Annotated in this window: 22 protein-coding genes; 6 read left to right on the top strand and 16 right to left on the bottom strand. The window is 67.0% G+C overall.

The features are described from left to right. Positions 1–79 precede the first annotated feature (79 nt). The 3 genes from HCU64_RS00480 to HCU64_RS00470 all read left to right on the top strand — a co-directional run bounded on the left by HCU64_RS00480 (position 80) and on the right by HCU64_RS00470 (position 4,077). Positions 80–460 (top strand): DUF485 domain-containing protein, encoded by a 381-nt coding sequence (locus HCU64_RS00480; RefSeq protein WP_233381846.1) that lies wholly within the window; start codon positions 80–82, stop codon positions 458–460. Next, the gene (locus tag HCU64_RS00475; protein WP_233381845.1) at positions 457–2,154 is read left to right on the top strand and encodes a cation acetate symporter; all 1,698 of its coding nucleotides are present in this window, start codon (positions 457–459) and stop codon (positions 2,152–2,154) included. Before HCU64_RS00480 ends, HCU64_RS00475 begins: the two co-directional genes overlap by 4 nt. Positions 2,155–2,391: 237 nt before the next feature. Further along, positions 2,392–4,077 carry an MFS transporter gene (locus HCU64_RS00470; RefSeq protein WP_233381844.1) on the top strand — a complete coding sequence of 562 codons (1,686 nt, stop codon included), beginning with the start codon at positions 2,392–2,394 and terminating at the stop codon, positions 4,075–4,077. Between the two features lie 134 nt (positions 4,078–4,211). On the opposite strand, the gene purH is transcribed toward HCU64_RS00470, so the two are convergent. From purH to HCU64_RS00455, 3 genes are all read right to left on the bottom strand, one after another. Further along, entirely contained in the window at positions 4,212–5,810 is a 1,599-nt protein-coding gene (purH, locus tag HCU64_RS00465) for a bifunctional phosphoribosylaminoimidazolecarboxamide formyltransferase/IMP cyclohydrolase (RefSeq protein ID WP_233381843.1), read from the bottom strand. A 105-nt stretch (positions 5,811–5,915) separates the two neighbouring features. After that, positions 5,916–7,640 (bottom strand): heparinase II/III family protein, encoded by a 1,725-nt coding sequence (locus HCU64_RS00460; protein ID WP_233381842.1) that lies wholly within the window; start codon positions 7,638–7,640, stop codon positions 5,916–5,918. Positions 7,641–7,784: 144 nt separating this feature from the next. Then, on the bottom strand, positions 7,785–9,161 hold the full coding sequence (locus tag HCU64_RS00455; protein ID WP_233381841.1) for an RsmB/NOP family class I SAM-dependent RNA methyltransferase: 1,377 nt from the start codon (positions 9,159–9,161) through the stop codon (positions 7,785–7,787). Positions 9,162–9,252: 91 nt separating this feature from the next. Here HCU64_RS00455 and HCU64_RS00450 point away from each other — a divergent pair, with 91 nt between their 5' ends. Further along, complete coding sequence (locus HCU64_RS00450; protein ID WP_233382850.1) at positions 9,253–9,477, top strand: DUF1674 domain-containing protein; 225 nt, start codon at positions 9,253–9,255, stop codon at positions 9,475–9,477. 12 nt (positions 9,478–9,489) lie between these two features. Here the strand turns inward: HCU64_RS00450 and HCU64_RS00445 are convergent, their stop codons facing one another. From HCU64_RS00445 to bluB, 3 genes are all read right to left on the bottom strand, one after another. Beyond that, positions 9,490–10,002, bottom strand: a complete 513-nt coding sequence (locus HCU64_RS00445) for a L,D-transpeptidase (RefSeq protein WP_233381840.1) — start codon at positions 10,000–10,002, stop codon at positions 9,490–9,492. Positions 10,003–10,262: 260 nt separating this feature from the next. Continuing rightward, a complete protein-coding gene (locus tag HCU64_RS00440) occupies positions 10,263–10,775 on the bottom strand; it encodes a L,D-transpeptidase (protein ID WP_233381839.1) in 513 nt (170 codons plus the stop codon). Between the two features lie 178 nt (positions 10,776–10,953). Further along, on the bottom strand, positions 10,954–11,589 hold the full coding sequence (bluB, locus tag HCU64_RS00435; protein ID WP_233381838.1) for a 5,6-dimethylbenzimidazole synthase: 636 nt from the start codon (positions 11,587–11,589) through the stop codon (positions 10,954–10,956). Positions 11,590–11,993: 404 nt separating this feature from the next. Between bluB and HCU64_RS00430 the strand changes: the two genes are divergently transcribed. Further along, positions 11,994–12,368: a DUF2794 domain-containing protein gene (locus HCU64_RS00430; RefSeq protein ID WP_233381837.1), complete on the top strand. Its 375-nt coding sequence runs from the start codon at positions 11,994–11,996 to the stop codon at positions 12,366–12,368. A 90-nt stretch (positions 12,369–12,458) separates the two neighbouring features. Here HCU64_RS00430 and HCU64_RS00425 read toward each other — a convergent pair whose 3' ends face one another. From HCU64_RS00425 to recQ, 6 genes are all read right to left on the bottom strand, one after another. Continuing rightward, the gene (locus tag HCU64_RS00425; RefSeq protein ID WP_233381836.1) at positions 12,459–13,361 is read right to left on the bottom strand and encodes an NAD(P)/FAD-dependent oxidoreductase; all 903 of its coding nucleotides are present in this window, start codon (positions 13,359–13,361) and stop codon (positions 12,459–12,461) included. 110 nt (positions 13,362–13,471) lie between these two features. Beyond that, the gene (gene grxD, locus HCU64_RS00420) at positions 13,472–13,813 is read right to left on the bottom strand and encodes a Grx4 family monothiol glutaredoxin (RefSeq protein WP_233381835.1); all 342 of its coding nucleotides are present in this window, start codon (positions 13,811–13,813) and stop codon (positions 13,472–13,474) included. Between the two features lie 34 nt (positions 13,814–13,847). Next, complete coding sequence (locus HCU64_RS00415) at positions 13,848–14,084, bottom strand: BolA family protein (protein WP_183507956.1); 237 nt, start codon at positions 14,082–14,084, stop codon at positions 13,848–13,850. A 32-nt stretch (positions 14,085–14,116) separates the two neighbouring features. Next, complete coding sequence (purL, locus tag HCU64_RS00410) at positions 14,117–16,342, bottom strand: phosphoribosylformylglycinamidine synthase subunit PurL (RefSeq protein ID WP_233381834.1); 2,226 nt, start codon at positions 16,340–16,342, stop codon at positions 14,117–14,119. Positions 16,343–16,500: 158 nt separating this feature from the next. Beyond that, on the bottom strand, positions 16,501–17,691 hold the full coding sequence (locus HCU64_RS00405; protein WP_233382849.1) for a hydrolase: 1,191 nt from the start codon (positions 17,689–17,691) through the stop codon (positions 16,501–16,503). 156 nt (positions 17,692–17,847) lie between these two features. Then, positions 17,848–19,707 (bottom strand): DNA helicase RecQ, encoded by a 1,860-nt coding sequence (recQ, locus tag HCU64_RS00400; protein ID WP_233381833.1) that lies wholly within the window; start codon positions 19,705–19,707, stop codon positions 17,848–17,850. Positions 19,708–19,790: 83 nt separating this feature from the next. On the opposite strand from recQ, the gene HCU64_RS00395 reads away from it, so the two are divergent. After that, positions 19,791–19,934 carry a type II toxin-antitoxin system VapB family antitoxin gene (locus HCU64_RS00395; RefSeq protein ID WP_233381832.1) on the top strand — a complete coding sequence of 48 codons (144 nt, stop codon included), beginning with the start codon at positions 19,791–19,793 and terminating at the stop codon, positions 19,932–19,934. A 382-nt stretch (positions 19,935–20,316) separates the two neighbouring features. On the opposite strand, the gene recF is transcribed toward HCU64_RS00395, so the two are convergent. From recF to rpsT, 4 genes are all read right to left on the bottom strand, one after another. Further along, complete coding sequence (recF, locus tag HCU64_RS00390; protein WP_233381831.1) at positions 20,317–21,477, bottom strand: DNA replication/repair protein RecF; 1,161 nt, start codon at positions 21,475–21,477, stop codon at positions 20,317–20,319. A gap of 43 nt (positions 21,478–21,520) precedes the next feature. Next, positions 21,521–22,642: a DNA polymerase III subunit beta gene (dnaN, locus tag HCU64_RS00385; protein WP_233381830.1), complete on the bottom strand. Its 1,122-nt coding sequence runs from the start codon at positions 22,640–22,642 to the stop codon at positions 21,521–21,523. 199 nt (positions 22,643–22,841) lie between these two features. Then, a complete protein-coding gene (gene dnaA / locus HCU64_RS00380; protein ID WP_233381829.1) occupies positions 22,842–24,368 on the bottom strand; it encodes a chromosomal replication initiator protein DnaA in 1,527 nt (508 codons plus the stop codon). Positions 24,369–25,113: 745 nt separating this feature from the next. Beyond that, complete coding sequence (gene rpsT, locus HCU64_RS00375) at positions 25,114–25,380, bottom strand: 30S ribosomal protein S20 (protein WP_147046803.1); 267 nt, start codon at positions 25,378–25,380, stop codon at positions 25,114–25,116. Positions 25,381–25,453 lie beyond the last annotated feature (73 nt).

Genomic DNA, 25,453 nt, shown 5'->3' with positions numbered 1-25,453 from the left:
GGGCGCCAGCGCCCCCTCGTCACGCTATAAGAACGAGCCGCCGGACCCGAAGAATGTCCGGTCGGGCGGGAGGACATCTATGAGCGCAGTACAGACGGCGGGAAGCGCCGCGTCATCGACCCATGCCGTGCAGGGTGGGGCACCGGGGGGCGAGGCGCCCGATCCCCGGCTCGAGCGCGTCACCAGCAATCCGACCTTCCAGACGCTGGTCTCCGAGCGCACGCGCTTCGGCTGGATCCTGACGATCCTGATGCTGGTCGTCTATTTCGGCTTCATCGGCCTCATCGCATTCGACAAGCAGCTGCTCGCGACCAAGGTGTCCGGCACCGCCTCGCTCGGCCTGTTCCTGGGCGTCGGCGTCATCGTCTTCGCCTTCATCCTGACCGGCATCTACGTCACGCGGGCGAATACGCGTTTCGACCGGCTCTCCGCGGAACTCGTCCGGAGTCTCGCCCGATGAGCCGCGCCCACCTCTTGGGCTTTCTGGGCGCCTTCGGCATTCTCGGGATCGCGGCGACGGCGGCACTGGCGGCTGGTCCCGATCTCGGGGCCGTCCAGCAGCAGGCAACGAACTGGCCGGCCATCGGCATGTTCCTGTTCTTCGTGCTGCTCACCTTGGGCATCACCTACAAGGCGGCGAAGGGCACGAAATCGGCCGCCGACTTCTACGCGGCCGGTGGCGGGATCTCGGCGGGCACCAACTCGCTCGCCATCGCCGGCGACTACATGTCGGCCGCCTCGTTCCTCGGCATTTCCGGCCTCGTCTACACCTCGGGCTTCGACGGGCTGATCTACTCGACGGGCTTCCTCGTCGGTTGGCCGATCGTGCTGTTCCTGATCGCGGAGCGCCTGCGCAACCTCGGCAAGTTCACCTTCGCCGACGTCGCCTCGTTCCGTCTCGACCAGACTTCGATCCGCATCATCTCGGCCACGGGCACGCTCGTCGTCGTGGCGTTCTACCTGATCGCGCAGATGGTCGGCGCCGGTAAGCTGATCCAGCTCCTGTTCGGTCTTCCCTACCTCTATGCGGTGGTGATCGTCGGCGCCCTGATGATCGTCTACGTGGCCTTCGGCGGCATGAAGGCGACGACCTGGGTCCAGGTGATCAAGGCTTGCCTGCTCCTCGGTGGTGCCAGCTTCATGGCGGGTGCCGTGCTGTACAAATACGGCTTCCATCCCGAGGCGCTCTTCGCTGCGGCGGTCGCGACCCACCCGAAGGGCGACGCCATCATGGCACCCGGCGGACTGGTCTCGAACCCGATCGAGGCGATCTCGCTCGGCGTCGGCCTGATGTTCGGCACGGCCGGCCTGCCGCACATTCTGATGCGGTTCTTCACGGTCGCGGATGCCCAGGCCGCCCGCAAATCCGTGTTCTACGCCACCGGCTTGATCGGCTACTTCTATATCCTGACCTTCATCATCGGCTTCGGTGGCATTGCCCTGCTGATGTCCGATCCGAGCTACTTCAAGCTCGGTGCGGCCGGCAGCTTCGACAAGCTCAAGGACATGATCGGCGGCACCAACATGGTCGCCGTGAACCTCGCCAATGCCGTCGGCGGCCCATACTTCCTGGGCTTCATCTCGGCGGTGGCCTTCGCGACCATCCTCGCGGTGGTGGCCGGTCTTACGTTGGCCGGCGCCTCGGCGGTGAGCCACGATCTCTACGCCCAGGTCATCGCTCGCGGGCGCACGACGGAGGGCGCGGAGGTCAGGCTCTCGAAGATCGCTGCGGTGGTGATCGGGATCGTCGCGATCTATCTCGGCTATGTCTTCGAGAACCAGAACGTGGCCTTCATGGTCGGGCTTGCCTTCTCGGTGGCGGCGAGTTGCAATTTCCCGGTGCTCTCGATGTCGATTCTTTGGCGGGGGACGACTACGTGGGGCGCGCTTCTGGGCGGTCTCGTGGGGCTTCTCACGGCCGTGATCATGGTGGTGTTGTCGAAGGCGGTTTGGGTGACGACCTTCGGCCACCCCGCAGCCCTGTTCCCCTTCGACAATCCGACGTTGTTCTCGATGCCTCTGGCGTTCCTGACCATCTACGTGGTGTCGAAGCTGGACAATACACGCCGTGCCCAGCGTGAGCGCGCAGCCTTCGATGCACAATTCGTCCGGTCCGAGACCGGGATCGGCGCCAGCGGCGCTCACGCCCACTGAAAAAGAATCTCGTTTCGGGCGGGATTAAAAAGGCGCGGCGCAAGCCGCGCCTTTTCCATTGCAAAAATGCGTCTAAGCGCTTTCGCACGCTTGCTGATGCTCTTTCGTCCTTGGCACGGCACAATACTGAAGTAACAATGCCGCATGTGTTCCAAGGTCGTTTCAGCGACCTGGGGCCCGGAAATCAAGAAAACGAGCGGTTAGCCCTGGAGGCCCCGCCGGGTGGAGGAAAGAGCAATGGCTGTGGCAGCAGCAGCGTCGCATACGGGTGATGCCGCGCGACCGATGACGGCATCCGAGAAGAAGGTCATCTTGGCCTCGTCTCTCGGTACGGTGTTCGAGTGGTACGACTTCTATCTTTATGGATCGCTTGCCGCGATCATCGGCGCGCAGTTCTTCTCTGCCTACCCGGAATCGACCCGCAACATTTTCGCCCTGCTCGCCTTCGCGGCAGGCTTCCTCGTCCGCCCCTTCGGCGCGCTGGTGTTCGGCCGGGTCGGTGACCTCGTCGGCCGCAAGTACACCTTCCTCGTCACCATCCTGATCATGGGCTTGTCGACCTTCATCGTCGGCATCCTGCCCAACGCCGATAGCATCGGCATCGCGGCCCCGATCATCCTGATCACGCTGCGCCTGCTCCAGGGCCTCGCCCTCGGCGGCGAGTATGGCGGCGCTGCAACCTACGTCGCCGAGCACGCCCCGCATGGCCGCCGCGGCTTCTACACCAGCTGGATCCAGACGACGGCGACGATGGGTCTGTTCCTGTCGCTGATCGTGATCCTGGCGACCCGCACCTTCACCGGTGAGGATGCCTTCAAAGCCTGGGGCTGGCGTATCCCGTTCCTGGTCTCCGTCCTGCTGCTCGCCGTCTCGGTCTGGATCCGGACCAAGCTCAACGAGTCGCCGGCCTTCCAGAAGATGAAGGAGGAGGGCACCACCTCGAAGGCGCCGCTGACGGAAGCTTTCGGCCAGTGGAAGAACGCCAAGTTCGCGCTGATCGCGCTGCTCGGCCTCACCGCCGGGCAGGGCGTGGTCTGGTACACCGGCCAGTTCTACGCTCTGTTCTTCCTGCAATCGATCTTGAAGGTCGACGGCTACACCTCGAACCTGCTGGTGGCGTGGTCGCTCCTGCTCGGCACCGGGTTCTTCGTGTTCTTCGGCTGGCTCTCGGACAAGATCGGCCGCAAGCCGATCATCCTGGCCGGCTGCCTGATCGCGGCGGTCTCCTACTTCACGGTCTTCCAGCAGATCACCACGGTCGCCAACCCGAACCTCGAAAAGGCCGTCGAATCCGTGAAGGTTAGCGTAATCGCCGACCCGAAGGAGTGCGGCAGCTTGTTTAACCCGGTCGGCACGCGCAAGTTCGAGACCCCGTGCGATCTGGCTCGCGACTACCTCGCCAAGTCTTCGGTGAAGTACTCCACCGAGGCTGGGCCGGCCGGACAGCCGACCAAGATCAAGGTCAACGACACCGAGGTGCCCTACACTGCGGGCATGCCGGCTGCGGACTTCGCCAAGGCTGCGTCTGCCGCTCTGCAGGGCGCAGGCTATCCGAAGGCGGGCGACCCGGCGATCGTGAAGATGTCGAACCCCTTCGACATCTTCCGGCCTCAAGTGGCCAAGGTGATCGGCCTGCTCTTCGTGCTCGTGCTGTTCGTGACCATGGTCTATGGCCCGATCGCCGCCGCCCTCGTGGAGCTGTTCCCCACCCGGATCCGCTACACGGCGATGTCGCTGCCCTACCATATCGGCAACGGCTGGTTCGGCGGCCTTCTGCCCGCTACCGCGTTCGCGATGGTGGCCGCAACCGGCGACATCTATTACGGCCTCTGGTACCCGATCGTGATCGCGGTGATGACCTTCGTCATCGGTCTGATCTTCGTGCCGGAGACGAAGGACCGGGACATCTTCGCCGAAGACTAGCTCTTGGAGTATGCGAAATAGGAAAGGGCGCCCTTTCGGGGCGCCTTTTCTTTTGCTGTCTGGGTTGTCGTGACGCAATCAGCGAGCGTGTCACCGGTCTCAAGCGCCGGAAAGCCTGCTGAGTGCCTATCGGTTCAGTGCCGGAAGTGGCGCGTTCCCGTGAACACCATCGCCAGGCCGGCCTCGTCGGCGGCGCGGATCACCTCGTCGTCGCGCATCGAGCCGCCGGGCTGGATCACGGCGGTGGCACCGGCTTCGGCCGCCGCAATCAGGCCATCGGCGAAGGGGAAGAAGGCGTCGGACGCCACGACCGAACCCTTGGCGAGGCTGTCCGTTGCACCGATGCGCTTGGCGCCCTCCGCCGCCTTCCAGGCGGCGATGCGTGAGGAATCGACCCGTGACATCTGCCCTGCGCCGATGCCGACCGTCGCGCCGGCGCGGGCGTAGACGATAGCGTTCGACTTGACGTGCTTCGCTACCCGGTACGCGAAGCGGAGGTCCGCGAACTCGGCCTCGCTTGGCTGGCGGGCCGTCACCACGCGAAGCGACATGTCGTCGATGACAGCGCTGTCGCGGCCCTGGACGAGGAGACCGCCCGAGAGCGTGCGCACGACCTCGCCCGCCGCACGCGGATCGGGCAGCGCGCCGGCCAGCAGGAGCCGGAGATTCTTCTTCCCGCCGACGATCGCCAGGGCCTCCTCCGAAGCGTCGGGCGCGATGATCACTTCCGTGAAGATCTCGACGATCTTCCTGGCGGCCTCGGCGTCGAGCGTGCGGTTGAGGGCAACGATGCCGCCGAAAGCCGAAGTCGGATCGCAGGCCAAAGCCTGTTCGTAGGCCTCGAGGAGACTCGAACCCTCGGCGACGCCGCACGGATTGGCGTGCTTGATGATCGCGACGGCGGCCGAGCGGGCCGGATCGAACTCGGCGACGCATTCATAGGCGGCGTCGGTGTCGTTGAGGTTGTTGTAGGACAGCTCCTTGCCCTGGATCTGGCGGGCGGTCGCGATGCCGGGGCGCGCGATGCCTGGGGAACGGTAGAAAGCGGCCGACTGGTGCGGGTTCTCACCGTAGCGCAAGCTCTGGCCGAGCGTGCCGCCAAAGGCCCGGAACGCGGGCGTCTCATCGCCGCCGATCTCGCCGGCGAACCAGTTGGAAATCGCGGCATCGTAGGAGGCCGTCCGCGAGAAGGCCTTCTGCGCGAGCCGACGGCGCATTTCAGAGCCGATGCTGCCGTCATGCGTCTGCAACTCGGCAAGGACAGAGGCGTAATCGGCCACATCGACCACAACGGCGACGTCAGCGTGGTTCTTGGCGGCGGCGCGGATCATCGCGGGGCCGCCGACATCGATGTTCTCGACGCACTCATCGAAGGGCCGTCCGGCCTCCAGCGTCGCCTCGAACGGGTAGAGATTGACGACGAGGAGATCGATGGCCTGCAGGCCATGGGCCGCGAGAGCTGCCTGATGCTCGGGATTGTCCCGGATCGCCAGCAGGCCGCCATGGACAGCCGGATGCAGCGTCTTCACGCGCCCGTCCATCATCTCGGGAAAGCGCGTCAGCTCGGAGACTTCGGTGACGGGCAGGCCGGCCTCGGTCAGCGCCTTGTGTGTGCCACCCGTCGAAACGAGAGCGATGCCGCGTTCGGACAAAGCGCGGGCAAAGTCGACGAGGCCGGTCTTATCCGAGACCGAGAGGAGGGCGCGGGTAATGGGAGCAGTGTCGCGCGGCATCAGGCGTGTCCGGGTCGTCAGTCCATCGGGGATGCGCGCGGGTAGCACGAAACCCACAGGTGGAACCAGCGCGTGCGGCGCAACATGGCGGGAGAGGCCAGATAATCAGGCCGCAGCCGGTTCCTTCTGGGCGAACTGCCAACGTACGTGGGCGCCATCGGTCAGCGTCAGGTGCAGCACGATCTGCTTCGTGCGGCGAGGGCCGGCAACGCCGGCGAAGAAGACGCTGTCCTCGATCGCGACCTCGGCTCCTTGCGACGCGAAGGTCCAGATCCCGCCGAGCGGCGTCGTCAGCATTAGGCGGCCATCCTCTCCGCCCACGACGCTGACGGTCGGATGGAGATGGAAGCGGATCGCGACGTCCCGCGCGCGACCTCTGCCACGCCCTTCGCGGAAGAAGGCGTCGTCGCCGTCGAGCTGGGTGCCGTCGCTTGCGAGCTCCCAGCGCCGTTCGTGCGTCACGCCGAACGGATACTGATAGCCGTCGTGGCGGCCGGCCAAGATGGCGCGGCCCGGCTCGTTGCGTCGATCGATAGGCACGGGGCTCGGCCCACGCAGGATGATCGGCCCCCAGCGGTTCAGCAGCCAGCGGCCGATGAGGCGGCGTCCCCACCAGCCGTTCTCGCCGGTGAGGAAGCGGCAGGATGAGGCGTCGGCGATGGTCGCGGTCGAGTGGGCCGCCGTGCTGCGCGAGAGGTGGCGCTGATCGGCACCACTGGCCGGCGCACCGCAATTCACGACGAGCCGCTGCAAGCCGCTCGACATCTCGAAAGAGAGGCAGCCGGCGCAGGCCAACTTTGAATAGGATTGTCGCGGCGGCCCGCCGACATCGGCCACGAGAACCGCCCGGCCACCCTCAAGGCGCTCGTAACCGGAGAACGGTGCGTGCCGCATCGTCTCGATCATGGCGCCGTCATAGATGAGCAGCGTCGTGAGATGGTCGGCTTCGGTGGTGCCCATGCCGTTGAAGTGGCTGAGCGAGGCATCGGGGTGCCGCATCAGGCGCAGCATCGGCAGCATCCGGTCGATGGCGCGCAGCAGCGCCTCCGGCGGCTCGAGGCCTCGGCTGAGGAAGCTTTGCCGAAGCGGCAGCAGGTCGAGCAGCAGCTCGACGGCAAAACGCGCATTGCGGCTGCGGTGGCCGCCATCGGGGAGGATCTGGCGGTCGAGCTCTCTCGACAGCACGCGCGTCGCCCGCCGCAGGATCGGCTGAAGTCCTTCGCAGCACAGGCCCGCATAGCAGAGGGCGACCGCGGCAAGCAGGCGCGAGGGCCGCTCGGTGCCGCGCCGCAGGGCCCGCTCCAGGTCGCGCGCGCTGCGCCCGATCGCCTTCAGGAAGGCTTGGTAGAAGGTGTGGTCGGCCCCCTCCAGCACCAGCGGCGACTGGCACAGGAACGAGATCAGCCGCCGCGCGGCGATCGGCACGGGGCGCGCCAGGGCGGCATCGCCTCGATTGGCCAGAAAGTCGGAAACGAAGGCGCGGGCGTTCGCGCGGGCCAACGCAGTATCGGCGGCGCGCAGATGGCGCAGCCAGCCGAAGCCGTAGAGGACCTCGGCCCATTCGGGCGAGGGCGGATCGTAATCGAAGGGCGAGCGGCCGCTGACCGAGAGCGCGCGCCCGGCGAACACGAAAAGCCCGGAATAGATGTCGTCGGCGAAGGTCGCGTCGCTTGTGCGCAAGTCGTGCGGCGCGATCACCAGCGCCGTGACGCGCGCGCCCGCGAGCAGGTCGGGAGGGGCTGTGAAGCGCGCAGCGGCGCTGCGCACCGTGCGCACCGCCTCGCGCACGGCGAGCCGATACAACACCCAGCGCTCATGGCCGCGCGCCACGCCGTACCCTCTCGTTGGTGTGTCGGGGATGCCCCGTCGGGACGTAGACGACCGGCCTCGCGGCCTTCGGTCAGACTAGCGCCTGCCTCTTAACCGTCCGCTAACGCTGTGTCCTCCCGCAGAACCGTCCTGCGACGAAGACGTTCAGGCCTTTCGCCGAAGACGTGCGGCGAAGAATCCGTCGAGGCCGCCCCGGCGCACGACCGGAATTCCCTCGGACGATAGCGGAAGGTGGCAGGGGAGGGTGCGCAGATCGCCGTGCCGGTCGATCATCTCGGCTTGGCCGGCCACTTCGTCCGCGGTGACCGACACCCGCTCGAAGCCGGGCTCTCGACCGAGGAAGGCGGCAACCTGCGCTTCGCCTTCTTCAGGCTCCAGCGAGCAGGTGCAGTAGACCAAGCGCCCGCCCGGCCTGACCAGGGCGGCTGCCTTACCCAATAGGCGGCACTGGAGGTCGGCAAGGCGGCCGATATCGGCCTCGGTCTTGGTCCAGGCGACGTCGGGATGTCGGCGGATCGTGCCTGTTGCAGAACAGGGCGCATCGAGCAGCACCGCATCGAAGGCGCCGTCCTCGTCGAGCGAGAGGGCATCCGCGACACGAACCTCCGCGCTCAGGCCGAGGCGTTCGAGGTTTTTCCGGAGGCGGTCGAGACGCGCGCCCGAGCGGTCGACGGCGACGACCGAGGCCCCTGCCGCGGCCAGCTGTGCAGTCTTTCCGCCCGGCGCGGCGCAGAGATCGGCAATCCGCTCGCCCGGTGCCGCGGCGAGGAGGCGCGCGGGAAGGGCGGCTGCGGCATCCTGCACCCACCAGGCGCCCTCGGCATATCCGGGCAGCGAGGCGACGGGTGCATCGACATCCGCGAGCCGAACGCTGCCGAGGCCGAGCGCCACGCCACCGACCCGCTCTGCCCACGCTGCCGCATCGGTGGGGATCGTGAGGTCGACCGCCGCTCCATCGAGATGAGCCGCGGCGATCTGGCGTGCAATGTCCTCGCCATAAGCCGCGCGCCAGCGGGCGGCGAGCCAGTCCGGCGTGTTGGCATCCAGCGGGTCGCCGCCCGCCGCGAGGATCGCGTCGCGCTCGCGCGTCACGCGCCGCAGCACCGCATTCACGAGGCCAGCCAGATGGCCGAGATCCGGATCGGCCTTGGCAAGCCGCACGGAGAGGTCGACGGCGGCGTGGTCGGCCACGGCCAGATCGAGGATCTGGGCGGACCCGGTCGCAAGGAGCGCCAGAAGCCGCGGCTGATCCTCGGGCAGGCCCTGGCTCATGCGCTCAGCGAGCACCGTACGCAGCAGCCCGAGGCGCCGGAAGGTGGCCGTCGCGATGGCGCGGGCCAGCGCCGCCTCGCCCGGATCGAGCCGGCCGCCGGCCTGGGCCAGAGCGTCCTCGAGGGCGAAGGCGCGCCCCTTGCCGAGAAGCGCCGCGACGGCCTCGTGAGCGGTCCGCCGCGCCGCGAGGCCGGCAACCGCGCCGTCCGACGCGTCGTTCGCGGAGGCCGCGTTGCGGCGTGGGGTCATGAATGCCACTTTCGGGGTGCGCTGCGATGTCCTGCCGGACGCACTCCCATCCGCAGCCGCACGATGCAAGGGATCGATGACGAGGACCGCGATGAAGGACGAGACCGGCGACCAGGCCCAGTCCCCCGAGCAGGCCGCGCCGCGCACGCTGACTCCGGCAGCGCAACGCGCCCTGGCCGAGGCGGCCGAGCGCCGCGCGGCGATCGATGCGCGCGCGGCCGAGATCGCGGCGAAGCGCGAGACCAGCGGCCGCGGCGGCCTCGAACCGGTCCGCTACGACGACTGGGAGGTCAAAGGCATCGCCGTCGACTTCTGACGGCGATCGCGATCAGCGCACCACCGTGACCTGCGTGCCGACCGAGACGCGCTCGAACAGATCCGAGATGTCCTGGTTCAGCATGCGGATGCAGCCGTAAGACGCGAAGTGGCCGATCGATTCCGGCCGGTTGGTGCCATGGATCGCATACTGACCGCCGCGCAGGGTCATGGCGGCTACGCCCATCGGATTGCTCGCCGTTCCGCCGCGGATGAGATTGGGCAGGCGCGGATGATCGCGCTTTACGACGGCGGGCGGAGACCAATCGGGCTGATAGTATTTGCCGTCGATCATGGTCTGTCCGGCCCATTGCTTGCCGGGTTTGCCAACGGCGACGGGATAGCGGATCGCCGTGCCGTCGCCGTTGACGAGATAGAGTCGCCGCTCGGAGGTCCTCACGACCAGCGTGCCGGCGGGCGCGCCAGAGAAGGGCACGACCTCGCGCGCCGAAGCCGGCGCGGTCGCAAAGACACCGGACCACAACGCGGCAGCGACGCCCGCGCCCAATACCGACTTGCCGAACATAGATTTCGAACCTCCAAGCGTGGTCTTACGCAGGAGAGATCTTGTCGGTTCGGTCTTGAGATTTTATTGCCAACGCCTGGATGGCTGCTTTGATGGGGCCGGGATCATTTGTGTGCTTAACAAATATTGCAAATATAGATCCGATCTCGAAGAGAAAATTTGGTAGATGATAAAATATGAATCCTTCCGATGCCGGAACGAAAACGCCGTGGACGAGAACTCAATCCCGTCCACGGCGCCTGATCAGGTGAAAAACGAATTCAGCGTGTCACGTAGACCTGGGTGCCTACCGAGACGCGCTGGTACAGGTCGGTGATGTCCTGATTATACATGCGGATACAGCCATAGGACGCGAAGGTGCCGATCGAGTTCGGCCTGTTGGTCCCGTGGATCGCATATTCGCCGCCGCGCAGCGTCATCGCAGCGACACCCATCGGGTTGCCGCGCGTTCCGCCGCGGATGAGGTTCGGCAGGCTCGGATGATCGCGCTTCACGTCGGCGGGCGGCGACCAGTCAGGATGGAAATACTTGCCGTCGATCTCGGTGCGCCCGGCCCATTGCTTGCCGGGCTTGCCGACGGCGACCGGATAGCGGATCGCGGTGCCGTCCCAATTTACGAGGTACAGTCGGCGCTCCGAGGTGCGCACGACGAGCGAGCCGGCCAGTCCCGGCTCGTTGAACGGAACGATCTCGCGCGCCTCGACGGGCGCGGCGAACACGCCGGTCAACAACGCGGCGGCAACACCAACGGCCACTCTCCCTGTTCGGAACATCGGATTTCGTCCTTCAAGCGTGAGCTTACGCGACGGGACAATTCGCACCCAAGCTTGTCGTTCCTGTTACTGCGCATGGTTACGTGGCGGCGAATTACGTAATTCGAGCTGGAGGGCTAACGAGCTGTTGTCGAACTCAGTCGACTCAACCAAAGCCCGAGTCGAGATCTCGTAAGATTTACCGCTCGGTCAGTCGTGCCGAGTCCGGCAGACGCTCTTGCCAGCCGTGCCGGACGAGTTCGGGATCTCGGTGTTCTTCCACCGGATGGCCGACGCAGAGATAGGCGACGAGCCGCCACGAGGCCGGCACGTCGAGCAGCCGTGTTACCGTGTCGGGCTCCAGGATGGAGACCCATCCGACACCGAGGCCGTGCGCCCGGGCCGCGAGCCAGAACGAATGAACTGCCGTGACGACCGAGTAGCGTAGCATTTCCGGCATGGTCGCCCGGCCGAGGCGATGACCCGTCTCCGTCGCCTCGTCACAGAACACCGCGAGATGAAGCGGTGCCTCGCGGAGGCCCTCGAGCTTGAGGCTGGCATAGAGATCGCGGCGCGCATCCGCGTAGGAGGCGCAGGCCGCCTCGTTGCAGCGCGCGAAGGTCTCGATCACGGCCGAGCGGCGGCCCAGATCTGCGACCCGCACGAAGCGCCAGGGCTGGCTGTTGCCGACCGACGGTGCGAGGCTCGCCAGGGCGAGACAGGCCGCGAGCGTGCCCTCGTCGACGGAATCGCCACGGAAGCGGCGCACGTCCCGGCGCCATGCGAACAGGTCGGCGAGACGATCGCGAAAGGCGGCGTCGAAATCGGGTGGCACGGTCTGCGGTTCCGACGGGCGGGATGCCCGACGGGTCCTGTTTAGCGGATCGCCGCGGTCTGCGTCGGACAAAAAAGGGGCGGCGCTCCGGAGAGGCCGCCTGAAGTCCTTGGGTCTCGAAACCTCGGAGTGTCGGACGCGAGCCGGATCCTCGGCGGCCACCGCGGGCTGGGGAGCTGGGGTGCGGAGCCGCCTCGGGGCCCGAGGCCGACGAGGTTTCGGGCGACAGTCAAGCGTTCCAGCAAGGCGCTCGGAGGGCGGCAACACGGCGAGATCGTGACAGAGTGTTTCGGCTCTTTGCGGGCGCTGCGGCGACGGGTGGCCGCGCGACGGGCTTGCGAGCCGGCAAAGGTGGCCCCATCATTCCGAACCGGCCGCGTCGACGGCTTCGCACGGGAGAGACGATGAGCGAGTGGCGCAGCGTCGATACGCAGGGTGAGGACCCGAGTTCTCGCGTAATCCCGTTCCCGTCCGGTGCGTCCACTCCACAGATCGCCTTTGACCGCACCGAGTTGCGAACCATCTTCAATCTTTACGGCCGGCGCGTGGCCGAAGGCGAATGGCGCGACTATGCCCTCGACTTCCGGAGGGACAAGGCCGTGTTCTCGATCTACCGGCGCAGCTCCGAAATGCCGCTCTACCGGATCGAGAAGGATCCCAAACTCGCGCGCCGACAGGGCGCTTATGCCGTTATCGCTGCGACGGGGGTGGTGCTGAAGCGAGGCCAGGATCTCGCCAGGGTGATTGCCGTGCTAGAGAAGCCGCTGCGCGCGGTGTGAGACGGCGAAGGGCCGTGTGGCTACTGATCACAGTCGCTTAGGCGCAGCGTTTCCACGAGCCGGCGGCGGCTCGGAGCGGCCGTCTGCCCATTACGCCGTATCCTCGGCGATCAGCTCCATATTGATGGCAAACGCCGCCATGGCGCCCTCGGCCGCAGCCACGATCGCGAATTGGACGCGACGCGAGGCATCGCCGGCCACGAAGAGACCGGGCACGTTGGTCTTCTCGTAGTCGTTCCTTGTCGGCACGACGCCGGTCTCGCTGACGTCGCAGCCGAGTTGCTCCAGGAGATGAGAGGGCTCGCATTCGACCGGCATGAGGAAGACCCCGGAGCAGGAGATCGTCCGCCCGTCGCGAAACGTCAGCCTCTCCGCCTGCACCCCGTCGCCCACGAGTCTCGCGATTGGCGTCTCGATGATCCGGATGCCGTTCCGTTCCAGCCGGGAGCGATCCTTCCGCGACAGGTCGCCGTCGGTTCCGTCGGTACAGAGGGTGACGTCGCGGCTCCAGCAGCTCAGTTCGAGTGCCAGTCCGCACCCGCCATGTCCGCGTCCATAGGCGACGATCGCCTGATCGCGATTCTCGTAGCCGTCGCAATACGGGCAGGAATGGACGCCCGTTCCCCAATAGGTCTCGAAACCCTCGACCTTCGGCAACTCCTGCCGGAGGCCCGTCGCGAGAATCAGCCGCCGTGTCCGCTCACGCGTCCCGTCGGTGAGCGCGATCTCGAAGCCGGGCTGGCGGACGTGCGCCTCTGCCACCTCGATCTCGCGACGTTCGACCGTCTCGTAGCGATCGAGGTCGGCATGCGCCTGCTCGCGCAGGGTGAAGGGCGGCGTGCCGTCGCGTGTGAACACGCCCCAGGTCAGCGGCGTCGCCGCGTTTCGCGGGCAGCCGGCATCGCAGAGCAACACGTCACGGCGGCAGCGGCCGAGGATCAGGGCCGCATTGAGTCCGGCCGGGCCGCCGCCGACGATGATGACATCGCGCATCCCTCGTCCTCCTTGGTGAAAGGACGCGGGGAAAGCCGAATTCGTTGCGCGATCCGTGCGCGAAAAAGGGCGCCGAAGCGCCCCTATCGTCTTTTCAGGTGGCCTTTCGATCAGGCAGCGGCGGTGTTCTTCACCGGGACGCCCTTCTCGGACAGGAAGGTCTGCAGCTCGCCCGACTGGAACATCTCGCGGGTAATGTCGCAGCCGCCAACGAACTCGCCCTTCACGTAGATCTGAGGGATGGTCGGCCAGTTGGAATAGGCCTTGATGCCGTCCCGGATGGCCATGTCGTCGAGCACATTCACGCCCTTGAACGGCACTTCCAGGTAGTTGAGGATCTGCACGACCTGACCGGAGAAGCCGCACATGGGAAACTGCGGCGTGCCCTTCATGAACACGACCACGTCCTGCGACTTGATCTCGTTCTCGATGGCGGTGTTGACGTCGCTCATTGTCTGGTCCTCGTTCTGAATTTCGGTCTCTGACCTAATCCTGGGGGACGCCCGTGGTCAGCGCAAGGGCGTGAAGTACGCCGCCCATGCGACCCTGCAGTGCGCCGTACACCATCTGATGCTGCGCAACGCGCGTCTTGCCCTTGAAGGCGGAGGAGATGACGGTGGCAGCGTAGTGATCGCCGTCGCCTGCGAGATCCTTGATCTCGACATGCGCGTCGGGCAGCGCCTCGCGGATCATCGTCTCGATCTCGCGCGCATCCATCGGCATCGGGGTCTCTCCAAGGTCGCGGTGATATCGGATCAGGCGGCGGGGGCGGCCGGCTGGCTCGCCATGTAGGTCGGGAACCAGCCCTCGTTGGCGGCGCGAAGCTCCGCCACCGATATGGTCTCGCCGTTCGGCAGCGTCAAACCCGTCCCGCCCGTCGTGCCGATGCGAAGAGCCGAGATGCCCTGCGCCTCAGCGCTGTAGAGCAGATCGTCGGCAGCGTCCTGTCGAACCGAGAGCAGGTAACGGCCCTGATCCTCGCCGAACAGCCAGGCATGAGGCACAGCACCGGCATCGGTTCCCGCCAGGCTGGCGCCGCGATCGCCGGCCATCGCCATCTCGGCGAGCGCCACGGCGAGGCCGCCGTCGGAGAGGTCGTGGACCGTGTCCGCGATGCCGGCCAGGATCAGGCTGCGCACGAAATTGCCGGTCTTGCGCTCGGAGGCGAGATCGACCGGGGGAGGGGCTCCCTCTTCGCGCCCAGCGATCTCGGACAGATACAGCGACTGGCCGAGCCAGCCTTCCGTCTTGCCGAGCAGGATCAGGGCGTCGCCGTCCCGCTTCAGCGCGAGGTTCGCATGCACGGCCACGTCGTCGAGCACGCCGACACCGCCGATGGTCGGCGTGGGCAGGATGCCGACGCCGTTGGTCTCATTGTAGAGCGAGACGTTTCCGGACACGACAGGGAAGTCGAGGGCGAGGCAGGCTTCGCCGATGCCCTTCAGGCAGCCGACGAGCTGGCCCATCACCTCGGGTTTTTCGGGATTGCCGAAATTGAGGTTGTCGGTGATCGCAAGGGGCTTTCCGCCGACGGCGGTGATGTTGCGCCAGACCTCGGCCACGGCCTGCCGGCCGCCTTCGACCGGATCCGCCTCGCAGTAGCGCGGCGTGACGTCGGTGGCGATGGCGAGACCCTTCGGGCCGTCCTCGACGCGCACGATGGCGGCGTCGCCGCCGGGCTTCTGGACCGTGTTGCCCAGGATGAAGTGGTCGTATTGCTCGTAGACCCAGCGCTTCGAGGCCAGCTCGGGCGACCCGATCAGCTTGCGCAGGGCCTCGCCATTCGAGAGAGGCGCAGTGATATCCGCGGCTTTCACGACGGGCTGGTGCGTGTTGGCGATGTGCGGCCGGTCGTAAAGCGGGGCCTCGTCGCCGAGTTCCTTGATCGGAAGGTCGGCGACGGTCTCACCGTTCCACTTGATAACGAAGCGCAGCGTGTCAGTGGTGTGCCCGATCACCGCGAAGTCGAGACCCCACTTCACGAAGATCGCCTCGGCCTCGGCCTCCATGCCCGGCTTGAGCACCATGAGCATGCGCTCCTGGCTCTCCGAGAGCATCATCTCGTAGGGTGTCATGCCGGCTTCGCGCACCGGCACGGCGTTGAGGTTCAGCTCGACGCCGAGGTCGCCCTTGGCGCCCATCTCGACGGCAGAGCAGGTCAGGCCGGCTGCGCCCATGTCCTGGATCGCGATGACGGCGCCGGAGGCCATCAGCTCGAGGCAGGCTTCGAGCAGCAGCTTCTCGGCGAAGGGGTCGCCGACCTGTACGGTCGGGCGCTTGGCCTCCGTCTCCTCGTCGAACTCGGCCGAGGCCATGGTGGCGCCGTGGATGCCGTCGCGGCCCGTCTTGGAGCCGAGATAGACGATCGGATTCCCGATGCCGGTGGCCGCCGCGTAGAAGATGCCGTCGGTCTTCGCGAGGCCGACCGCCATGGCGTTGACGAGGATGTTGCCATCGTAGCGCTTGTGGAAGCCGACGAGGCCGCCGACCGTCGGCACGCCGAAGGAATTGCCGTAGCCGCCCACGCCCGCGACGACACCCGAGACGAGGTGCCGGGTACGCGGATGGTCCGGCGAGCCGAAGCGCAGGGCGTTGAGCGCTGCGATCGGCCGCGCGCCCATCGTGAACACGTCACGCAGGATGCCGCCGACGCCGGTCGCCGCGCCCTGGTAGGGCTCGATGAAGCTCGGGTGGTTGTGGCTTTCCATCTTGAAGACGCAGGCCAGCCCGTCGCCGATATCGATGACGCCGGCATTCTCGCCCGGTCCTTGAATCACCCATGGCGCCTTGGTCGGCAGCCCACGCAGGTGCTTGCGGGATGACTTGTAGGAGCAGTGCTCGTTCCACATCGCCGAGACGATGCCGAGCTCGGTCAGCGTAGGGTCGCGTCCGATCAGGCCGCGGAAGCGGTCATACTCGTCGGGCGTCAGGCCGTGCTGGCGCACGAGCTCCGGCGTGATCGGGACGTCGTTGCGAAACATTCGGTCTCTCGCCTGGGACTAGCGTCGCGGTCGGCTCGCCATGGGGAGACACCGGCCTCGGCTCTCCCTGCATTGCGGCACGGATTAGATCGGCAGCGGCTCCACTGCAAACCCTGCGGCGCCGTTCTGCCCAATCATCCCCGCGCCCCGCGCGGGGCTCAGGCGGCCGGAGGTGGGCCGGCCCCCGTATAGAGCGGCGAATCCTCGATCGCCGCGACCGCGCGATGAACTGGTTCCGCCCCCGAGATCAGCGCGATGTAGTCGAAGGCAGTGCGGTCGCGGCTCGACATGAGCAGCTGGAAATGCATGCGGAAGAAATTCCAGCGCAGGGTGGCGACGGCGCTCGGCTCGATGAGATCGGAAATGCTGATGCTGCGGATCATCGGCCGGTCCGGCCTCGCCATGGCCGGATTGACCGTGGCGACCGGGCTACGCAGGTGGATCGAGAGCCAGTCCCAAGGCGCGCGCAGGTCGAGCCAGGCGATGGCATTGGCGTCGGCAACCCGGCGCAAAGAGCCGCGTGTCGCCTCGGCGAGGGGATCGAGCGTAATCCACGGGATCACACCCCCGAGCGTCACCAGCGTCACCGGGACGCCGCGCTCGCCGAATCCCGGATCGCGCATCAGGACCCGATCGAGCGCTTCGAGAGCGAGAAAGCTCGATGAGGAATGCCCGATGACCACGATCTCGGCCGCCTCGGCCTCGGCGGCTTGGATGCGCTTCGCCCAAGCGTCGAGCCGAGCGCGCATGTCGTGGTCTTCGCCTGCCGCGTGCTCATGGGTGAAGGCGGTATCGTCGACGAGGTGGGTGATGAAGAAGGGCCGCCCCTTCGTGATCCGCGAGATGACGCTGAGGATGCCATAGGCAGCCGGCAGCAGGAGGATCCAACGTAACAATGCGGAACCTTCGCCGAGCGGCACCACCGCCAGAAGCGACGCCGCGAGGCCGAGGCTTGCGACGACCAGGCCGGCATAGAGGAGATGAACGACGAGGATCACCGCCGAGAATTGCCAGGCCTCCCGGCGGAAGGCCTCGAGGTAGCCGCAGCGCCAGAGGCGCCACCACAAGCGGGGAATTTCGATGAGCCGTCTCAGGTTCGAGCGCGGGAAGCGCGAGCGCACGATGTCGTCCCAGCGCAGCAGGCCGTAGCGCGAGCGGGTCGCGACGCCGTGCTCGGCGCTTTCGACCATCCAGTCGAGGCTGAAGCCATCGGCGGACCGGACCGGTTCACCCACGTCGATCGTCAGGCCGCGCCGGCTCGCGGTCAGCCGACCCTCACGGCGCAGCAGACCCCAATAGGCCTCCGGCTCGCGTGGATCGAAGCCTGGCAGGTAGAAGACTTGGCGCAGCTTCGTCGGATCGCGCTCTTCGGAAATGATGCCGGTACTCGGTGAGAGGGCGGGAATCAGCCGGATCGAAAGGGCCGCTTGAATAGCAAACTCGCGTGCGACCAGTGAGCTAAGCTGTTTTGGGTGTGATCCAAGAGGGCGGCTTGGCTGCCGCTCTCAATCCGCAGCGACCCGACCGCGCCTGCCATCGTCGGCCAGGAACTCTGCGATGGCCTCGACGAAGCGCTGGCCATAGGCCTCGCGCTTGCGCTCGCCGACGCCATGGACGCTGCGCAGCGCCCAGAGGTCGACCGGCTTGGCACGCGCCATCTCGATCAAAGTTTTGTCCGGAAACACGATGAAGGCGGCTACGTTCTCGGCCCGTGCGATCGAGGCGCGCAGGCCGCGCAGGTGCTGGAACAGCGCCTCGTCCGCCTCGCCGAGTTGCAGAGCGTCGTCATCCCGCGCTGCCGCGCGGCGGCCGCGGGGCTCGGCCTTGCGCGGCTCGGGATCGGGCCGGACCTGAATGGTCTCGCGGCCGAACAGGATCGCCTCGCCCTTCTCCGTCATGGTGAGACCGCCGAAGCCATCGGCGCTCTCGGCGACCGCTCCTGCGGCGAAGAGCTGGCGCAGGATGGCGCGCCAAGCGGCCACCGGCTTGTCCGCACCGACGCCGAAGGTCTTGAGCTGGCCATGCCCGTTGCGGCGGACCTGCTCCGATTCCTTGCCGTGCACCACATCGCAGACATAGGCGGCGCCGAAACGCTGCCCGGTGCGAACGATCGCCGAAAGCAGCTTCTGCGCCTCCACGGTGCCATCGATCAGCGAGACACCGCCGCGGCAGAGATCGCATCGCCCGCAGGGCTCGCTGGCTTCGCCGAAATACGAGAGGAGCGACTGGCGACGGCAGGCCGCGCCCTCGCAGAGCGAGATCATCGCTTCCAGCTTGCGGCGCTCGACGCGACGGCGCTCGTCGGGCACCTCCTTCTCGTCGATCTGGCGGCGGCGGAGCGACATGTCGTCGAGGCCGTAGAGGGTCAGCGTATCGGCCGGCAGCCCGTCGCGGCCGGCGCGGCCGATCTCCTGATAGTAGCCCTCGACGTTGGTCGGCATGTCGGCGTGGCAGACGAAGCGCACATCCGGCTTGTTGATGCCCATGCCGAAGGCCACCGTGGCGGTCATCACGACGCCGTCCTCCTGCAGAAAGCTGTCCTGGTTGCGCATCCGCGTGCCCTGGTCGAGCCCGGCATGGTACGGCAGGGCGTTGAAGCCGTCGGCTTTGAGGGTGTCGGCGAGCTGCTCCACGCGCTTGCGCGACGAGCAGTAAATGATGCCGCTCTCCGCCCGACGGTTGCGCAGGAAGCGCTCCAATTGCCGGGTCGGGTTGTCCTTGGCCGCGAAGGTCAAGCGGATGTTCGGCCGGTCGAAGGAATGGACGAAGGTCCTGACCCCGCGTCCGGCCGGAAACAGGCGCTCGGCGATGTCGGTGCGGGTGGCCGCGTCCGCGGTGGCCGTCAACGCCAGCGTCTGCACGTTGCCGAGCGCTTCGCGAGCCCGGGCGATCTCGCGGTATTCCGGCCGGAAATCGTGGCCCCATTGCGAGACGCAGTGGGCTTCGTCGACCGCCAGACGCTGTACGCCCGCGCCGCGCAACGCCTCCATGCAGCCGTCCATCAGCAGGCGCTCGGGAGAGACGAAGAGCAGGCGCAGCTCGCGCGAGCGGATCTTGCGCCATGTCTCGCGTGACGCCGTCTCGGCGACTGTGGAATTCAGCGTCGCCGCCTCGACGCCGAAACCGACCATCTGCTGCACCTGATCGTGCATCAGCGCGATCAGCGGCGAGATCACGACGGTTAGCCCGTCATCGACGAGGGCGGGCAACTGATAGGTCATCGACTTGCCGGAGCCCGTCGGCATCACCGCGAACACATCCGATCCGTCGAGCACGGCGCCGATCACCTCGTCCTGGCCGGGCCGGAAATCGTCATAGCCGAACGTCTTTCGAAGCGCGGCGCGGGCCTCGTCGAGGCGGGTCATCCAAGGTCTTTCGCGGAGGAACGGATATGCTTGAAGATGGGCTGTGCAGACATAACCATGCCGGTGTCTACACGGAGGGTCCGATGCCGCTGAACATGCGCAGCGAGGAAGTGAACCGACTCGCCGACAAGCTGGCATCGCTCCTGAAGGTCAGCAAGGCTGAAGCGGGGCGCATTGTGCTGACCAACGAGCTCGAACTGCGCGACAAGAGGCCATCGCTGCGGTGATCGCGCAATAGGCCGGTCATGACGAGCTGGCCGAGGTATTGGAAGGGGCCACGTAGCCGCGGACGACCTCGAGGATCGCGATCCTCGAAGCGGTCATGGCCTTGCGTCGAATCGTGGCCGTCGGCGTTCCGGAGGCAGAGTCGATCGTCCGGAGTTTTCTCGACGAGGCTGACATCCCGATCGTGGCGATCACCGATCTGGAAATGCGCGGGGGGCGATCGCCGCATACGGCCGGCACGGCAAAAGGCCAGGGCACCCCGCTCAGCTCAACATGGGCGATTGCTTCGCCTGTGCCAGCGCCCGCGCGCATGATGTCCCGCTGCTCTTTGTCTGCAATGATTTTTCGCAGACAGACAATCGCTCGGCGATGGGCTGACCGCGCTCAGCCAGCATCCGCCGGCACGACCCGTCCATCGGCGACCTTCACGATATCTGCGCGTTCGCCCAGCTCGGCGAACAGCGCTGGATCAGCCCCCGTCATCCAGACCTGTCCGGAGAGCGCATCGAGCGCATCGTAGAGACCGGCGCGGCGGCGCGGATCGAGATGGGCTGCGACCTCGTCGAGGAGGATCAGCGGGGCGAGGCCGCTCATGGCTTGGACCAGCCGGGCATGGGCGAGCACCAGACCGATCAGCAATGCCTTCTGCTCGCCGGTCGAGGCGGTGGCGGCGGGCACGTCCTTGGGGCCGTGTCGCACGACGAGATCCGTGCTCTGCGCACCGATCAACGTGCGCCCGGCCGCACGGTCGCGATGGCGGCCCTGGCGGAGAGCCGAGCGAAACCGATCCTCTGCCTCCAGCGCCGACCAGACGGCGACGAGATCGTCGAGCTCGCCCTCGAGGCGCACGGCCGCCCACGGGAACGGCTGGGCGTCGTCGCGGCCTTCGCCGATCAGCCGGTCAAGACGCTCGACCGTCTCGCGGCGGGCCAGCGCGACGGCGACGCCGAGTTCGGCCACCTCGCGTTCGACCGCATCGAGCCAGCGCCCGTCGTCGGGGCGCTCCTCCAGCAAGCGGTTGCGCGAGCGCAGCGCACGCTCCATCGCGCTGACGCGGCCACCATGGGTCGCGTCGACGGCGAGGACGAGACGGTCGAGGAAGCGACGACGATCGCCGGCGGGGCCGCGAAACAGGCCGTCGAGGTCGGGCGTCAGCCAGACAACGCGCAGGAATTCGGCAAAAGCCACCGGCGAGCCGACGCCAGCGCCGTCGATGCGGCAGAGGCGGCTGGCACGGCCGTCGAAGCTCGGCGGCTCACAGCCTGTGCCGAGCCGGTGGCCGTCCTCGCGCTCGCCGAGCGTGAGCGAGACGGCGAAACCGCCTGGGCCGCCGTTCCGCGCCATGCCAGAGAGGTCCGCCCGCCGCAATCCGCGGCCGGGCGAGAACAGAGAGAGGGCTTCGAGCAGGTTTGTCTTGCCCGCGCCGTTCTCGCCGACCAGTGCCACGAAGCGGCTGCCGATCGGCAGGTCGAGTTCGGTGTGATTGCGGAAATCGCGGGCGATCAGGCGGGTGGGGCGAGCGCCCCCGCCCGGCATTGTGTCCATGCCCCGCGATGTAGGATGTCAGGCCTGTCGTGAACAGCCCGCGTCAGACACGCATCGGCATCAGAACATAGAGAGCCGGCGCGCCCTCGCGATCCTGGATCACGGTGGGCGAACCCGGATCGGCGAGCTTGAACAGGGCGGTGTCGCCTTCGAGCTGGCCGGTAATGTCGAGGAGATATCGGGCGTTGAAGCCGATATCGAGCCCCGCCGCCTCGTAGTCGACGTCGAGCTCTTCGGTGGCCGACCCGGAATCCGGGTTGTTCACCGAGAGGGCCAGACGGCCATCCGTCATGGCGAGCTTCACGGCACGGCCGCGCTCGGACGAGATCGTCGAGACGCGATCCACCGCGCGCGCAAAGGCGTCGCGCTCCACCGTCAGGCGCTTGTCGTTCCCGGTCGGGATCACGCGCTGGTAATCGGGGAAGGTGCCGTCGATCAGCTTCGAGATCAGCATCACGCCGCTCTCGAAGGACAGCCGGATCTTGGCCGGCGAGATCTCGATGGAGACGCTGTCACCGCCATCGTCGACGAGCTTCTGGATCTCGGCGACGGCCTTTCTCGGCACGATGATGCCCGGCATGCCGCGGCTGCCCTCGGGCGCCTCCATCTCGACCCGAGCGAGGCGGTGGCCGTCGGTGGCCACGGCGCGGAGCTTGAGGGCGCCGTCGACCTCGATCGTGTGCAGGTAGATGCCGTTGAGATAGTAGCGCGTCTCCTCGGTCGAGATCGCGAATTGCGTCTTGTCGATCAAGCGCTTGAGATCGAGCGAGGCAATCGAAAAGGAATGCGGCAGTTCGCCCGCGGCGAGATCCGGGAAGTCGGCCTCGGGGAGTGCCCCGAGGGCGAAGCGCGAGCGGCCCGACCGGATCGTCATCTGCCCCGTCTCTTCGCTGGTCTCCAGCGAGACCTGAGAGCCGTCGGGCAGCTTGCGGACGATGTCGTAGATCACGTGGGCCGGGACCGTCGTGGCGCCGGCCGTGGCAACGTCGGCGGCAATGGTCTCGGTCACCTCGATGTCGAGGTCGGTGGCCTTGAGCTGGAGGCCGTCGGCCGAACCGCGCAGGAGCACGTTGGACAGGATCGGGATCGTGTTGCGTCGCTCGACGACGCGGTGCACGTGGCCGAGCGACCGAAGAAGGGCCGCGCGCTCGACAGTGACTCTCATCGCAACAAACTCTGAACTTCGGAGAACGCCAGCCGCCACCGCAGATGCAGGTTCGGGCGCTTGAGCTTGGCGAAGCTGCACGCTCAAGGCAAGAGAGACGACGGCACCTTCCCGCCCGTATTGGCGCGGATGCGCATCAGGCGCAGCGTGGCTCGCTGCGCCTGATCATGTTCCAAGACATGGAATGGGCCTGCCTCGGCTAGTCCTGCAGCATCCGCTTCAGCAGCTCGACCTCATCGCCGAGCACCGGATCGTCGCCGATCAGCTTTTCGATCTTGCGGACCGCATGGAGCACGGTGGTGTGGTCGCGGCCACCGAAGCGGCGGCCGATCTCGGGGAGCGAGCGCAGGGTCAGCACCTTCGAGAGGTACATCGCGATCTGGCGCGGCTTCACCACGGCGGCGGTGCGGCGCTCGGACAGGATGTCCGAGCGCGAGACATTATACCGGCTGGCGACGAGCTTCTGGATGTCCTCGATCTTGATCCGCTTCGGCTCGCGGTTCTTGACGAGATCGCGGATCGCGGCCTCGGCCGTCTCCACGGTGACGGGGGCGCCGGTGAGCGTCGAGTGGGCCAGAAGGCGGTTGACCGCACCTTCCAGGTCGCGGCCGTTCGCGGTGATCGCCTTGGCGACATAGGCGGCGACGGCAGGAGCCACGTCGAAGCCCGGATGCGTCACCCGCACGGCGGCGAGGCGGGCCTGCAGGATCGAGGCGCGCAGGCCCTCGTCCAGCGTGCCGATCTCGACGACGAGACCGCCGGCGAGGCGCGAGCGCACGCGTTCGTCGAGGGCTTCGAGCTCGGTCGGCGGACGGTCCGAGGCGACGACGACCTGCTTGCCGGCATCGATCAGGGCGTTGAGCGTGTGGCCAAATTCGGCCTGGATCGACTTGCCCTGGATGAACTGCACGTCGTCGAGGATCAGCAGGTCGATGGCCCGCAGGCGCTCTTTGAAGGCTAGCGCGTTCTGGGTCTTCAAGGCGTTGACGAAGCCGTACATGAAGCGGTCGGCGGTGAGGTAGATGACCCGGCGGCCGGCCTCGCGGGCAGCGTGGCCGATGCCATGAAGCAGGTGGGTCTTGCCGAGGCCCACGCCCGCATGGACGTAGAGCGGATTGTAGAGAGCACCTTCGCCGTCATGGCGCGAGACGCGCTCGCCGGCCGCATGGGCCAGGGCGTTCGAACGGCCCACGACGAAGCTCGCGAAGGTGAGGCGCGGGTCGAGCGGCGCGCTGCTGAGGTCGCCTCCCGAGGCGTCGCCGGTGGCGGAACGGGCGGCCGCGCCGGCATCAGAGGGGGCTCCGGCAGCAACGCCCGGGGCTGAGGCCGACGGTCTGCTGGCCGGATAATGGACGACGGCGCCGGTCGGGGCGGCCGGCTTGGCCGCAGCGGCTGCTGGGCGCGGCGACGAGGACGGGCCGCGCACGCTGACGTCGAGGCGCACGACGTCGTCGAGCTCGGATTTGAAGGTGGTGAGCACCCGGTCGATGTAATGCGACTCGATCCAGCTCTTGAGGAAGCGCGTCGGGACGCTGAGCCGGGCGATCCCACCAACCACGTCTTCGAGTTCAAGGCGGGCAAACCAGCTCGCGAACACGTCCTCGCCCAGCTCGGCCCGCAGCCGCCGCTTCACGCGGGTCCAGGCAGCCTGAACGTCAGCGGCGCCGTTGTCGCCCCTGCCGTTTCCGTCGCCGTTGCCGTCCGTCCTGCTGCCGTCGAGCTGCATAACCTGACTCTCCTCGCATCCGGGGCGGCGGAGCCCGCCGGGGACACGTACGCTCACGCTACTTGAAGGAGACCTCAGCGAGTCGCGAGGCCTCCTGAACCACTTGCCTGTCAAGCCCACGAGCGGAACCAACGACCGGCAGAACCGGTCTATCAACAATCCTCTATCGTTCTCCTAACACCGGGAAGTGTGGGGATAGCTTCTGCGCTCTCGATAGGCTCTTCGTGCAGCCTTTCGGAGTCGAAGCAGAGGTGCGGATCTTGGGGACGACTCGGGCGCAAGCCGTTGACACTTCGGACCTGATCGGTCGTAGCAAGGTTTTGTTAAGCTACAGGGTCCGATGCATTCGACGCAACTGAATCGATTCAGATTAGCGTTAACGCGGTCTAAACGGACTGCTTGGCCGGGGCCGCAAGAGGCTCGCTGGGACAAGTCCGACGAATCTGTGCACAACTTCCGACCCCTCGGGGAAAACCAGGGGGCAAGCTGTTGGCGACTCGGATGCCGGTGATGGGCGCGAGCGAAGCCAGGCGAACCTTCGAATGGGCTGCGGCGCCGGTTCCGACCCCCGCGCGGGAGCAGCAGAGGCCCACGATCTCGTCCCGCCCGTCGGGTGCGATTTCAGGGCGGTGTCAGCGTCGATTAAGCTGATGCGGCGATCCGAGAACGCCAGTTTGGCTTACAGCCACGAAAAAGCCCGGCGCGAGGGCCGGGCTCTTTTCGTCAGCGATGCCGATACGGCGTCTCAGGCGGCGAGCGCCTTCACGCGAGCGGCGAGGCGCGAGACCTTCCGCGAGGCGTTGTTCTTGTGAACGATGCCGTTCTGGGCAGCCTTCATGAGCTCGGGCTCGGCGGCGCGGAGGGCGGCGGCGGCCTGAGTCTGATCACCGGAAGCGATGGCCTCCTCGACCTTGCGGACGAAGGTGCGCATCCGCGAGCGGCGCGAGCGGTTGATCGCCGTGCGCTTGGCGATCTTGCGGGTCATTTTCTTGGCCGACACGGTGTTGGCCATGGGGCATCCTCGTCTCTATGGGCGACACCGCAGCGGCCTCGATGGGCGCGCATCTGGTCGACGCGTCAGGGGT

This window comes from Methylobacterium sp. C25 (assembly GCF_021352225.1).
In the GTDB taxonomy this organism is placed as follows: Bacteria; Pseudomonadota; Alphaproteobacteria; order Rhizobiales; family Beijerinckiaceae; genus Methylobacterium.
Note: the sequence above shows the minus strand (reverse complement) of the source record. Positions and strands in the feature narration are given on the sequence as shown.